The organism is Aeromonas sp. (genome assembly GCF_051657805.1).
Lineage (GTDB): Bacteria > Pseudomonadota > Gammaproteobacteria > Enterobacterales > Aeromonadaceae > Aeromonas.
Window position 1 is genome coordinate 180,834 of sequence record NZ_JBOFLJ010000056.1, and the last position, 12,602, is coordinate 193,435.

The 12,602-nt window shown below is 62.6% G+C and carries 10 protein-coding genes; 4 read left to right on the forward strand and 6 right to left on the reverse strand.

The window, feature by feature from the left end:
* Positions 1-77: 77 nt before the first annotated feature.
* From clpX to tig, 3 genes are all read right to left on the reverse strand, one after another.
* Positions 78-1,352 carry an ATP-dependent protease ATP-binding subunit ClpX gene (gene clpX, locus ACRCYW_RS17220; protein ID WP_438551245.1) on the reverse strand — a complete coding sequence of 425 codons (1,275 nt, stop codon included), beginning with the start codon at positions 1,350-1,352 and terminating at the stop codon, positions 78-80.
* Positions 1,353-1,493: 141 nt separating this feature from the next.
* Entirely contained in the window at positions 1,494-2,117 is a 624-nt protein-coding gene (gene clpP / locus ACRCYW_RS17225; RefSeq protein WP_005324106.1) for an ATP-dependent Clp endopeptidase proteolytic subunit ClpP, read from the reverse strand.
* A gap of 86 nt (positions 2,118-2,203) precedes the next feature.
* Positions 2,204-3,514, reverse strand: a complete 1,311-nt coding sequence (gene tig / locus ACRCYW_RS17230) for a trigger factor (protein WP_438551246.1) — start codon at positions 3,512-3,514, stop codon at positions 2,204-2,206.
* Between the two features lie 430 nt (positions 3,515-3,944).
* Between tig and ACRCYW_RS17235 the strand changes: the two genes are divergently transcribed.
* Complete coding sequence (locus ACRCYW_RS17235) at positions 3,945-4,379, forward strand: YccF domain-containing protein (RefSeq protein WP_438551247.1); 435 nt, start codon at positions 3,945-3,947, stop codon at positions 4,377-4,379.
* A gap of 102 nt (positions 4,380-4,481) precedes the next feature.
* On the forward strand, positions 4,482-5,072 hold the full coding sequence (gene yfbR / locus ACRCYW_RS17240) for a 5'-deoxynucleotidase (protein WP_438551248.1): 591 nt from the start codon (positions 4,482-4,484) through the stop codon (positions 5,070-5,072).
* 133 nt (positions 5,073-5,205) lie between these two features.
* On the opposite strand, the gene lolE is transcribed toward yfbR, so the two are convergent.
* The 3 genes from lolE to ACRCYW_RS17255 are packed head-to-tail and all read right to left on the reverse strand — an operon-like array spanning position 5,206 to position 8,436.
* Complete coding sequence (gene lolE, locus ACRCYW_RS17245) at positions 5,206-6,447, reverse strand: lipoprotein-releasing ABC transporter permease subunit LolE (RefSeq protein ID WP_438551249.1); 1,242 nt, start codon at positions 6,445-6,447, stop codon at positions 5,206-5,208.
* Entirely contained in the window at positions 6,447-7,160 is a 714-nt protein-coding gene (lolD, locus tag ACRCYW_RS17250) for a lipoprotein-releasing ABC transporter ATP-binding protein LolD (RefSeq protein ID WP_438551250.1), read from the reverse strand. The genes lolE and lolD overlap by 1 nt, the downstream gene beginning before the upstream one ends.
* 40 nt (positions 7,161-7,200) lie before the next feature.
* Entirely contained in the window at positions 7,201-8,436 is a 1,236-nt protein-coding gene (locus ACRCYW_RS17255; RefSeq protein WP_438551251.1) for a lipoprotein-releasing ABC transporter permease subunit, read from the reverse strand.
* Between the two features lie 76 nt (positions 8,437-8,512).
* Between ACRCYW_RS17255 and ACRCYW_RS17260 the strand changes: the two genes are divergently transcribed.
* Positions 8,513-9,088 (forward strand): PilZ domain-containing protein, encoded by a 576-nt coding sequence (locus ACRCYW_RS17260; RefSeq protein WP_438551252.1) that lies wholly within the window; start codon positions 8,513-8,515, stop codon positions 9,086-9,088.
* A 48-nt stretch (positions 9,089-9,136) separates the two neighbouring features.
* Positions 9,137-12,592, forward strand: coding sequence for a transcription-repair coupling factor (gene mfd, locus ACRCYW_RS17265; RefSeq protein WP_438551316.1), 3,456 nt, complete (start codon positions 9,137-9,139; stop codon positions 12,590-12,592).
* Positions 12,593-12,602: the final 10 nt, after the last annotated feature.

The window sequence follows — 12,602 nt, forward strand, 5'->3', positions numbered from 1 at the left end:
ACGAGATTCAATCCGCCTTGGTCGTAAAAAGCAAGAAAGGGGCAAAATGCCCCTTTATGTGATTAAAAATCAGCCAGTTACTCTGAGGCGGCGGCCTGAGTCTCGGGATTGTCGTAGATCATCAGGGGCGCGGAATCCCCCTTGATCACCGTCTCGTCGATCACCACCTTGCTGACCCCTTTCAGAGAGGGCAGGTCATACATGGTGTCGAGCAGCACGGCCTCGACGATGGATCTCAGACCACGGGCACCGGTTTTCCGCTCCATCGCCTTGCGCGCGATGGCGTTCAGGGCGTCGTCACGGAACTCCAGCTCGACCTCTTCCAGGGCGAACAGGGCCGCATACTGCTTGGTCAGGGCGTTCTTCGGCTCCTTCAGGATCTGGATGAGGGCAGCCTCGTCCAGCTCGGTCAGGGTCGCCACCACGGGCAGACGGCCGATGAACTCGGGGATCAGACCGTATTTGATCAGATCTTCCGGCTCCACCTTGGCAAAGTTCTCGCTCAGGGTCGCCTTGGCATTTTTGGATTTGACGTCGGCGCCAAAGCCGATGCCTGTCCCCTTGACGGAGCGCTGCTCGATCACCTTGTCCAGGCCGGCGAAGGCACCACCACAGATGAACAGGATCTTGGAGGTATCGACCTGCAAGAACTCCTGCTGCGGGTGCTTGCGGCCCCCTTGCGGCGGCACGGAGGCGATAGTGCCCTCGATCAGTTTCAGCAGTGCCTGCTGTACCCCTTCCCCGGAGACATCGCGGGTGATGGAGGGGTTGTCCGACTTGCGGGAGATCTTGTCGATCTCGTCGATGTAGACGATGCCGCGCTGGGCCTTCTCCACGTCGTAGTCGCACTTCTGCAGCAGTTTCTGGATGATGTTCTCCACGTCCTCCCCCACATAACCGGCTTCGGTCAGCGTGGTGGCATCGGCCATGGTGAAGGGCACATCCAGCAGACGGGCCAGGGTCTCGGCCAGCAGGGTCTTGCCGCTGCCGGTGGGACCGATCAGCAGGATGTTGGACTTGCCGAGTTCGACGCCGCCCGCTTCGCTGCCGCTGCGCAGGCGCTTGTAGTGGTTGTAGACGGCAACGGCCAGCACCTTCTTGGCGTACTCCTGGCCGATCACGTAGTCATCCAGGTGAGCACGGATCTCGTGAGGGGTCGGCAGCTCGCTACCATCGCGCTTGGGGGAGATCTCGCGGATCTCCTCGCGGATGATGTCGTTGCACAGCTCGACACACTCGTCACATACGTAGACGGAAGGGCCAGCGATCAGCTTGCGCACTTCATGCTGGCTCTTGCCGCAGAAAGAGCAATAAAGCAGCTTGTCGCCCTCACCCTTGCGTTTCTCTGTCATTCAGCAACCTCGTTTAATCAATAGAGGATGGATATCGTCCTGCTGAGTTTACAACAGGACGGGGTACCCTGCTCAAGCACACCCGTCGGGGAAATCGTCACCCTGATGCACTCGAGTCGGCTTGACGGACCGGACCCGGACTCAGCCGCGCTGGCTCAGGATGCCGTCCACCAGGCCATAGGCCACGGCCTGCTCCGCCGACATGAAGTTGTCACGGTCGGTGTCGCGCTCAATGGTGGCCATGTCCTGACCGGTATGGAAGGCCAGACGATCGTTCAGGGTGTTCTTGATCTTCAGGATTTCCTGGGCGTGGATCTGGATGTCGGATGCCTGGCCCTGGAAGCCGCCCAACGGCTGGTGGATCATCACCCGGGCGTTCGGCAGGCAGAAGCGCTTGCCCTTGGCACCACCGGCCAGCAGGAAGGCGCCCATGGAGCAGGCCTGCCCCATGCAGACGGTGCTGACGTCCGGCTTGATGAACTGCATGGTGTCATAGATGGACATACCCGCGGTGACGGCGCCACCCGGCGAGTTGATGTAGATGCTGATATCCTGATCCGGGTTCTCGGACTCCAGGAACAGCAATTGGGCCACCACCAGGTTCGCCATGTGATCCTCGACCTGACCGGTCAGGAAGATCACCCGCTCCTTGAGCAGACGGGAATAGATGTCGTAGGAACGCTCACCCTTGGCCGTTTGCTCTACCACCATAGGGATGAGCGCATTGCGTGGGGATTCAGTCACATCGTTATAGTTTTTGTACATAAGGCATTGTCCCTAAAATAAAATGGCCCGAGTGGAGATCACACGAGCCATTATACTTAACAGTTTTGACCTTAAGTCAAATGATCTTAGGCAGCGGCACCGGACTTGTTGATCACTTCGTCAAAGGCCACTTCTTTCTCGGTCACTTGGGCCTTGGACAGGATCAGGTCGATGGCTTGATCTTCAACCGCCAGATTGCGGACGCCGTTCAGCATCTGCTCGTTCTTCTGGTAGTACTCGATCACTTCCTTCGGATCTTCGTAAGCGGTGGCCATGGACTCGATGATGCTGGTCACACGGGCTTCGTCAGCCTTGATCTCGTTGGTGCGGATGACATCACCCAGCAGCAGGCCAACGCGGACGCGGCGCTCGGCCTGAGCCTGGAACAGCTCAGCCGGCAGCTCGGGAGCGTTGCCGCCCTGGAAGCCGCCGAAGCGCTGCAGGGCCTGCTGACGCAGGGCATCGATTTCCTGGGCAACGGCGGCCTTCGGCAGATCGATCTGGTTGGCTTCAACCAGGCCGTTCAGCACCTGCTCTTTCACGCTGTTTTTCAGGGCCTGGGCCAGTTCGCGCTCCATGTTCTTGCGCACTTCGGCCTTCAGCTCTTCCACGTCGCCGCTTTCGATGCCGAAACGCTTGACGAACTCTTCGGTCAGCTCAGGCAGCACCTGCTCTTCAACCTTGCTCAGCTTGGAGGCAAACTTGGCCGCCTTGCCTTTCAGGTTTTCGGCGTGGTAGTCAGCCGGGAAAGTCACCTCGATGGTGAACTCGTCGCCCGCTTTCTTGCCCAGGATGGCGTCTTCGAAGCCAGGGATCATGCGGCCAGCGCCCAGTTCCAGTGCGAAGCCTTCGGCCTTGCCGCCGTCGAACTCTTCACCGTCGATGGAGCCCACGAAGTCCAGGGTCACACGCATGCCGTTGGCGGCGGCGGTGTCCACTTCGGACCAGGTGGCGTGCTGCTTGCGCAGGGTGTCGATCATGTTGGCCAGATCTTCATCCTTGACGGAAGCAACCGGCTTCTCGACCTTGATGCTCTCCAGACCGGCAACTTCAAACTCAGGGTACACTTCGAAAGTGGCGGTGAATTCGAAATCCTGGCCTTCCTTGATCTCTTTCGGATCCATGGTCGGCGCACCGGCCGGGCTCAGTTTGTTTTCGATGATGGCCTTGATGAAGTTGTTCTGCATCATTTCATCGGCAACGCGGGCATGAGCCATGGCACCGAACATCTTCTTGATGATGGTTGCCGGTGCCTTGCCAGGACGGAAGCCGTCGATGCGACGAGTCTTGGCCAGACCATTCAATTCTTTACGCACGGCAGCGTCAACGGTGGCAGCCGGTACAGTGATGGTAAGACGGCGTTCCAGACCCTGGGTTGTCTCTACAGAAACTTGCATTCTTTTACCTCGTTCAACTCAGCACTGTGTGCTGACCCTTTATTACCCCTGGGCAGATACCCGGAGTCTTCCTGTTTATAAAGACAACGACTGTCTTTGTGATGAGAAAATTTGACGCGACATTATAGCGGCGCACAGTGGTCGCGTCGAGCCGCACATCCCCCATCCGGGGCGCAGACGGCACAATTTGCGCAAGTCTGACCCCTATATGGGGAACTCTGGCCGCGAGTTCAAGCATCGACTGCGCAATAATTTGCACTGGCTCACTGTTTTGCCCCCAATGCCCCCTATTTTTCATTCAAATGACCCCCGATCCCGCGTCGGCAAGGGGGGCTGCGACCCAAATTGTCCACCCTCTCCTCTCAGCCATTGCGTCCCGCGGTGGGGATCGCTATGGTGACAGCCAACTTATGAGTCTGGAGTGACCCAAATGACCTTTTTTCGCTTCTTGTTCAACCTGCTCTGGTTCCTGCTGGGAGGCGTCTTCATGGGACTGGCCTGGTGGCTGGCCGGGCTGCTCTGCTTCGTGTCGCTGATAGGGATCCCCTGGGGACGGGCCTGCTTCGTCATCGGCACCTTCACCTTCTTCCCGTTCGGCAAGCAGGCGGTGAGCCGCAAGGCCATGACGGGTCAGAGCGACATCGGCACCGGGGCACTCGGCCTCATTGGCAACATCCTCTGGTTCCTGGTGATCGGGGTCTGGCTCGCCATCGGCCATATCGCCTCGGCCCTGGCCTGCTTCGTGACCATAGTGGGCATCCCCTTTGGCATCCAGCACCTGAAACTCGCCCTGATAGCCCTGGCCCCCATCGGCCAGATGGTGGTCACCAATCAGGAGGCAGAATCCGGTCGCTATATCCGCTGAGCTGATTTCACCCGCCGATGGCGCATCACAGGCTATGCGGACGAGCAGAAAACAGGGCAGACTAGGGTCTGCCCTTTTTCATTGTCATTGTTCGAGGTCATCATGCTCCCCAGCCACTTCTTCGCCAACCTCGCCCGCATGCGGCTCATCTATCGCTGGCCGCTGATGCGCAACATCCAGCCGGAGAACATCGCCGAGCACAGCCTGCAGGTGGCCATGGTGGCCCATGCCCTCGGCGTCATCAGCAACCGGCTCTTCGGTGGCCAGATCGATGCCAACCGCGCCGCCGTCATGGCGCTCTACCACGACAGCAGCGAGGTGCTGACCGGGGATCTTCCCACCCCGGTCAAGTACTTCAACCCCGAGATAGCCCGTGAATACAAGAAGATAGAGCTGGCCGCCGAGCAGCGCCTGCTGGGGATGCTACCCCCCGAGCTCATCGAGGACTTTCGTCCCCTGCTGGATTCAGCGGCGCAGGACGAGGCGCTGGCCCGGCTGGTGAAGGACGCGGACACCCTCTGCGCCTATACCAAGTGCCTGGAGGAGATTAACGCCGGCAACCGGGAGTTCGAGCCGGCCCGCAAGCGCCTCGAGCAGATGCTGGACGCCCGGATGAACCCCGCCATACGCTACTTTATCGATGTGTTCGTGGCGAGTTTCTCACTGCCTCTCGATGAGTTGAATGCCCATTAATACTACCACCCATGAGTTTGGCATGATATCGCTCCACTCCTTACCCTGAAGGCAGACGCACCAGATTTCCCCAGCACGAAAAAGGGCCCCGCAGGGCCCTTTGTGTCATCAACAGGTTGTCATCGACTGGATATCAGTGTCCCAGCTCCCGGGACGGCACCAGGGCGCTCGCCCGCCAGGCGGGATAGAGGGTCGCCACCAGACTCATCAGGATGGCGGCGCTGGTCACTGTCACCAGATCCTGCATGTGCAGCTCGGTGGGCAGGAAGTCGATGAAGTAGATGTCCGGATTGAGGAAGCGATGGCCGATCAGGGTCTCGACGAAGCCCAGGATCTGGGTCAGCTTGCTCGACAGCAGGCCGCCCAGCAGAGCCCCGAGCAGGGCCCCCGCCACCCCGTTCACCATGCCCTGGATGACGAAGGTGAGCCGGATCTGGCCCGGACTCGCCCCCATGGTCTTCAGGATGGCGATCTCGCTGCGCTTCTCATTCACCGCCATCACCAGGGTGGAGACGATGTTGAAGCAGGCCACCGCCACCACCATCAGCATCACCACGTACATGACGGTGCGCACCATCTGGATGTCCTGATAGAGGTAGCCCTGACGGCTCATCCAGCTGCTGATGTAGACGTAGTGCGGGAACTTGCTCGCCGCCGCCACCGTGATGGACTGCGCCTTGAGCACGTCGTTGACCTTGAGGCTGAAGCCCTCCACGTCCTTGCCCATGCCGGTGATGGCCTGGGCGTCGGCGAGGTGCATGAAGCCGATGAGACCGTCCAGCTGGCCGCCGATCTCCATCAGTCCCACCACCTTGAGGGCCTCGCGCTTCGGGTTCTTGATGCCGCTGGCATCTCCCCCCTGGGGCAGCAGCAGGGCGACAGTGTCCCCTATCTTGACCCCCAGCTTGTCGGCGATGGTCTTGCCGAGGATCACCTCCTTCTCACCGGGTTGCAGCTCACGCAGGCCGCGGCCCGTCATGTACTTGCCCGCATCCGACAGGTTCGCCTCGAGTTCCGGCAGCACGGCGCGCAATTGTACCCCCTTGAGGGCAGAGCCGTGTTCCAGCAGGCCGTCCAGGCGGATCACCGGGGCCGCGGCCTCGATCCCCGGCTGGGCCAGCAGGTAGTCCCGCAGTTTCGGCCAGTTCGGCAGCGGCGCCTCCATGCCGATGAGCTCGCCGTGGGGCACCACGGAGAGCACCCGGTTCTTGAGCTCCCGCTCGAAACCATTCATGGCGGAGAGCCCCAGGATCAGGGCCATCACCCCGAGGGCGATGCCGATGAGGGAGGAAGCCGAGATGAAGGCGATGAAGCCGTTGCGGCGGCGAGAGCGGCTGTAACGCAGGCCCAGAAACAGGGGCAGCGGCTTGAACATCAGGCGACCTCCGCCATGATGCCGCTCACCAGGGTCACCCGCCGGTGCAGCTTGGCGGCGAGACTGAGATCATGGGTCACCACCACGAAGGCGGTGCCGAGCTCCCGGTTCAACTCGCAGAGCAGCTCGTAGACGGCGGTGGCGCTGGCGTGATCCAGGTTGCCGGTGGGCTCGTCCGCCAGCACCAGGCTGGGCTCGTTGACCAGGGCGCGGGCGATGGCCACCCGCTGGCGTTCCCCACCGGAAAGCTCGGACGGCCTGTGGTTGAGGCGATGGGAGAGCCCCACCCGCCCCAGCATCCGGGTCGCCTTCTCGGTGGCACTCGCCACCGACTCGCCGGCGATGAGCAGCGGCATGGCGGTGTTCTCCAGCGCGGTGAACTCGGCGAGCAGGTGGTGGAACTGATACACGAAGCCCAGCTCCTGATTGCGGAATTTGGCCTGGGTGCGGCTGTCCCAGCGATGGATGTCCTGGCCCTTGAACAGCACGGCGCCGCTGGAGGGGTTATCCAGCGCTCCCATCAGGTGCAGCAGGGTGGTCTTGCCGGAGCCCGAGCTGCCCACCACCGCCAGCATCTCGCCGGGGGCCACGGACAGGTCTATCCCCTTGAGCACCTGAGTCTCTAGGCTGCCCTCCTTGTAGACGTGATTCAGGGCCTCACAGCGCAGCAGAGGTTCACGCGACGGATTATCGCGGGACAGGGACTCATTCATAAAAGGGGCTCCGCTTGGGGAAGTAATGACAGAAGAGAAATTATTCATAGCGCAGTGCCTCGGCCGGTTTCACCCGGGCCGCACGGGCCGCCGGATAGAGGGTGGCACTGAAACTCAGCAGCACGGCGCCGAGCAGTATGGTGATGACCTGGGCGGGCTCGACGATGACCGGCAGACCCGAGCCGCCGGCCGCCATGTAGAGGTTGAGCCCCACCGCATCGAGCAGAGGGTTGAGACCGAGCGACAGCCCCAGCCCCGCCAGACCGCCAAACAGGGCGCCGATGACGCCGCTCGACGCCCCCAGCACCATGAAGATCTTGACGATGCCAGACTCGCTCATGCCCATGGTACGTAAAATGGCCACCTCCCCTTCCTTGTCGGTAACCACCATGACGAGGGCGGAGAGGATGTTGAAGGTGGCGACCGCGATGATGAGCACCAGCATCAGCCCCATCATGCGTTTCTCCATGGCCACCGCCTGGAACAGCTCACCCCGCTCCCGGCGCCAGTCCTGCCACTCCAGCCCGTCCGGCAGGGCTGTCTTGACAACCTCGTCGGCGGCGAAGGGATCATCCAGCCAGAGGCGGATGCCGCCGACGGTGTCGTCCGGCAGGCGCAGCATGCGCTGAGCATCGCCAAGGGCAATGAGGGCGACCTGACTGTCCACGTCGGCGCCGACTCCGAAGATGCCGGAGACGGTGAAAAGGCGCTGGGCTGGCACCCGGCCAAACGGCGTGAAGCGAGTCCCTTCGGTCAGAATGAGGCGCACCTCATCCCCGAGTGACACTTTGAGACGGTTCGCGACCCCCTGCCCCAGCACTATGTGGTATTCACCGCGCTGCAGGCTGTCGAGGCGTCCCGCCAGCATCTGGGCATGCAGGATGTCGTCCTTGGGCCAGAGCGCCGGATCTATGCCCTGCACACTCACCCCGGTGAGCTGGCCCGGGCTCTGCAGCATGCCTTCGCTGTCGAGCATGGGGGCCTCGGCCACCACGTGGGGTAGCTTGGCCAGATCCGGCAGGCCTTGCGGCGCCGCATCGATGCGCCCGGCAGGGTTGGTCAGCACCACGTGGGGGATCACCCCGAGGATGCGCCCCTTGAGTTGCCCCTCGAAACCGTTCATCACCGAGATGACCACCATCAGGGCGGCGACCCCGATGGCGATGCCGAAGGTGGAAAACAGGGAGATAAAGGAGACGAAGCGATTACTGCGTCGCGAGCCTGCATAACGCAGGCCGATGGCCAGCGAGAGTGGCTGAAAAAGTCCAGTCTTCAAGGATATCTACGTTGCCAACAAAATAAGATACCGGATAATAAAGGGAAACCGTCTATGACAACAAGGGATAGCCTCCATGCAGGAACAGTTCTTCAGCGTCACCCATGCCACGCCGGTCAATGTGATCCCCATGCCGGCCGACTTTCACCTGCCGACGCTGGAGGCGCTGGACGCCGAACTGCCAGAGCCCTTTCGTATCGCCTCTGCCATCACCGCCATCGATCTCGTCAGCAGCCGGCTGCTGCGCAGCCAGAACGAGTCCATGCACGATCTCGTCGAGATCGTCAACCAGCAGTCCCGCAAGATCGACATGATCATGGGCTATGTGCTCGCGGTGCAGGATCACCCGGAACACCGCTTCCACACCCTGCGCTTCGGGGCGGGCAATCTCGTCTACCTGCACCCCCGTCAGGGTCACGGGGAGCCCCCCCGCCCCCATCAGATCGTGCGCCTCAAGATCTTCCTGCGGGAAGAGGCCTCCGCCGTCTACTGCTACGCCGAAGTCAAACACCTTGAAGCGGGGGAGCACGGCATCCAGGTGCTGCTCGACTACGTGCGGATCCGCGAGGATGACAGGGAGCTGCTAGTGCGTGCCAGCCTGCACGTGCAATCGAAGCAGCTCAAGCTGCGGGCCCAGGAGCGCCAGCGCTAATCACCGTCAACGTCTCACCGCCAACGTTAAAAGAATCGAACGATGCCAATGACAATCCCCGCCTTGCCCGCCAAAGCGGGCCAGAAGATAACCCTTGGCCAGCTGGTCGGCAGCAGCCTGGCGCTGGTCGCCGCCCGCCTCACTGCCGAGGCGGATCGCCCGGTCCTGCTGGTGACCGCCGATACCCCGAGCGCCCTGCGCCTCGAACAGGAACTGCAGTACCTGTTAGCCGATAAAGGCTGCCCCGTGCTGCTGTTCCCGGACTGGGAGACCCTGCCCTACGACACCTTCTCTCCCCATCAGGACATCATCTCCCAGCGCCTCGAGACCCTCTACAAGCTGCCGCAGATGAGCAGCGGGGTGCTGATCGTGCCCATCTCCACCCTGATGCTGCGCACCGCCCCTCGGGTCTATCTCGACAAATACAGCCTGCTGGTGAAAGCGGGCCAGCGCCTCAACCTGCAACAGCTGCGGGGGCGTCTGGCCGAGGCGGGCTATGTGGCGGTGGAGCAGGTGCTGGAGCACGGCGAGTTCGCCGCCCGCGGCTCCCTGCTGGATCTCTTCCCCATGGGTAGCGGCAACCCTTATCGCATCGACTTCTTCGACGACGAGGTGGACTCCATCCGCCCCTTCGATCCCGAGACCCAGCGCTCCAGCGAGCCGGTCGAGTCGGTGAGCCTGTTGCCCGCCCGGGAGTTTCCCACCGACGAGGGAGCCATCGAACTGTTCCGGGGGCAATACCGGGAGCAGTTCGAGATCTCCCGCGCCGAGGGCTCCGTCTATCAGGAGGTGAGCAAGGGGCGCTGGCCCGCCGGCATCGAGTATTACCTGCCCCTCTTCTTCAACGAGACCGCCAGCCTGTTCGACCACCTGCCGGACAACACCCTGCTGCTGACGGTGGGAGAGATCTACCCCGCCGCCCAGCGCTTCTGGAACGATATCGGCCAACGTTACGAAGACAGGCGCTGGGATAACACCCGCCCTCTGCTGCCCCCCCAGCAGATCTATCTGCCGGTGGAGCAGCTGTTTGCGGCGCTGGGTCAATATGGCGCCGTGCGCCTGCAGCCGGAGGCCACCGACGGGAGCGCCGGCCAGCACAACCTGGCCACGGCCCCCCTGCCGGACTTGCAGCTCGATCACAGCAAGGAGCAGCCCCTGCTGGCGCTGGATCAGTTCCTGCAAGGCTTTGGCGGCCGTACCCTGTTTTCGGTGGAGTCCGAGGGGCGGCGGGAGGTATTGGGTGACTTGCTCGCACGCATACAAGTGCAACCCAAGGAGTTCCCCTCCCTCGATGCCTTTGTGACAAGCACGGCGCGCCATGGCCTGCTGGTCTGCCCGCTGGAGCGGGGCTTCCTGTTGCAGGAGGCGGGGCAGGAGGAGCTGGCGCTCGTCACCGAGACCGAGCTCCTCGGCGGCAAGATCCGAAGCCGTCGCGCGCGGGACAAGAGCAAGAGCCTGAGCTCGGATGCGGTCATTCGCAACCTGGGCGAGCTGACCCAGGGCCAGCCCGTGGTGCACCTGGATCACGGGGTCGGCCGCTATCTGGGGCTCGAGACCATAGATGCCGGCGGCCTGCCCACCGAGTTCCTGACTCTGGAATACGCCGGTGGCGACAAGCTGTTCGTGCCGGTCACCAGCCTGCATCTCATCAGCCGCTACACGGGGTCCGACAACCCGCCCAGCCACAAGCTCGGCGGCGAGGCCTGGACCAAGGCGCGGCGCAAGGCGGCGGAGAAGATCCGCGACGTGGCGGCTGAGCTGCTGGACGTCTACGCCCTGCGGGCGGCCCGCCACGGCTTCGCCTTCAAGCACGACAGAGAAGCCTATCGCCAGTTTGCCGCCGGTTTCCCGTTCGAGGAGACCGAGGATCAGCTCAACGCCATCAATGCGGTGCTCGGCGACATGTGCCAGGCCAAGAGCATGGACCGGCTGGTGTGCGGCGACGTGGGCTTTGGCAAGACGGAGGTGGCCATGCGGGCGGCCTTCGTGGCGGTGCACGGCGGCAAGCAGGTGGCCGTGCTGGTACCCACAACCTTGCTGGCCCAGCAGCACTACGACAACTTCCGGGATCGCTTCGCGAACTGGCCGGTGCGGGTCGAGGTGCTGAGCCGCTTCCGTTCCGCCAAGGAGCAGACCGCCGTGCTCAAGGAGCTGGCGGAGGGCAAGGTGGACATCATCATAGGCACCCACAAGCTGCTGGGCTCCGATCTCCTGTTCAAAGATTTGGGGCTGCTTATCGTCGACGAGGAGCACAGGTTCGGGGTGCGCCAGAAGGAGAAGATCAAGGCGCTGCGGGCTGACGTGGACATCCTCACGCTCACGGCAACACCTATTCCGCGCACCCTCAACATGGCCATGTCCGGCATGCGGGATCTCTCCATCATCGCCACCCCGCCCGCCAAGCGGCTCGCCATCAAGACCTTCGTGCGCCAGCAGGAGCCTGCGGTTACCCGGGAGGCCGTACTGCGGGAATTGAAGCGCGGCGGTCAGGTCTACTACCTGCACAACGACGTGGAGAGCATAGAGCAGTGCGCGGCGGACTTGGCCACCCTGGTGCCGGAGGTGCGCATCGGCATCGCCCACGGCCAGATGCGCGAGCGGGAGCTCGAGCGGGTGATGTCGGACTTCTACCACCAGCGCTTCAACCTGCTGGTCTGTACCACCATCATAGAGACCGGCATCGACGTGCCGAGCGCCAACACCATCATCATGGACCGCGCGGATCACTTGGGATTGGCCCAGCTGCACCAGTTGCGGGGCCGGGTCGGCCGCTCCCACCACCAGGCCTATGCCTATCTGCTCACCCCCCATCCCAAGCTGATGACCAAGGACGCCGCCAAGCGCCTCGACGCCATCGCCTCCCTGGAGGATCTCGGTGCCGGCTTCGCGCTCGCCACCCACGATCTGGAGATCCGCGGCGCGGGCGAGCTGCTCGGGGACGATCAAAGCGGCCAGATAGAATCCATCGGCTTCACCCTCTACATGGAGCTGCTGGAGCAGGCGGTGGAGGCGCTGAAACACGGCAAGGAGCCGTCACTGGATCAGCTGATGAGCCAGCACACCGAGGTGGAGCTGCGCCTGCCCGCCCTCTTGCCGGACGACTACATCCCGGACGTCAACATGCGCCTGTCCATGTACAAGCGCATCGCCAGCGCCAAGGATGAGCAGGAGCTGCGGGAACTGAAGGTGGAGCTCATCGACCGCTTCGGCCTGCTGCCGGAGGCGACCAAGACGCTCATGGAAATAGCCGCCTTCCGCCAGCGGGCCACTGCCCTGGGCATCCGCCGGGTGGAGATGAGCGACCGCGGTGGCTATCTGGACTTCAGCCAGGACACCAGGGTCAACCCGACCTATCTGGTCAAACTGCTCTCCGAGCAGCCACGTATCTATAAGATGGATGGCCCGACCCGGTTGCGCTTCCAGGTACCGAACCAGGATCGGGCCATGCGGCTGAAACTGGTGGACTCCCTGCTGGCAGACTTGGCCAAACACGCCCTGCCCTGATGAATGGAAC

Excerpts from the sequence above, each read along its gene's own strand:
- ACRCYW_RS17235 (WP_438551247.1), top strand. The coding sequence starts at position 3,945 with ATGACCTTTTTTCGCTTCTTGTTCAACCTGCTCTGGTTCCTGCTGGGA.
- mfd (WP_438551316.1), top strand. The coding sequence starts at position 9,137 with ATGACAATCCCCGCCTTGCCCGCCAAAGCGGGCCAGAAGATAACCCTT.
- clpP (WP_005324106.1), bottom strand. The coding sequence starts at position 2,117 with ATGTACAAAAACTATAACGATGTGACTGAATCCCCACGCAATGCGCTC.
- lolD (WP_438551250.1), bottom strand. The coding sequence starts at position 7,160 with ATGAATGAGTCCCTGTCCCGCGATAATCCGTCGCGTGAACCTCTGCTG.
- tig (WP_438551246.1), bottom strand. The coding sequence starts at position 3,514 with ATGCAAGTTTCTGTAGAGACAACCCAGGGTCTGGAACGCCGTCTTACC.
- yfbR (WP_438551248.1), top strand. The coding sequence starts at position 4,482 with ATGCTCCCCAGCCACTTCTTCGCCAACCTCGCCCGCATGCGGCTCATC.
- clpX (WP_438551245.1), bottom strand. The coding sequence starts at position 1,352 with ATGACAGAGAAACGCAAGGGTGAGGGCGACAAGCTGCTTTATTGCTCT.
- lolE (WP_438551249.1), bottom strand. The coding sequence starts at position 6,447 with ATGTTCAAGCCGCTGCCCCTGTTTCTGGGCCTGCGTTACAGCCGCTCT.
- ACRCYW_RS17260 (WP_438551252.1), top strand. The coding sequence starts at position 8,513 with ATGCAGGAACAGTTCTTCAGCGTCACCCATGCCACGCCGGTCAATGTG.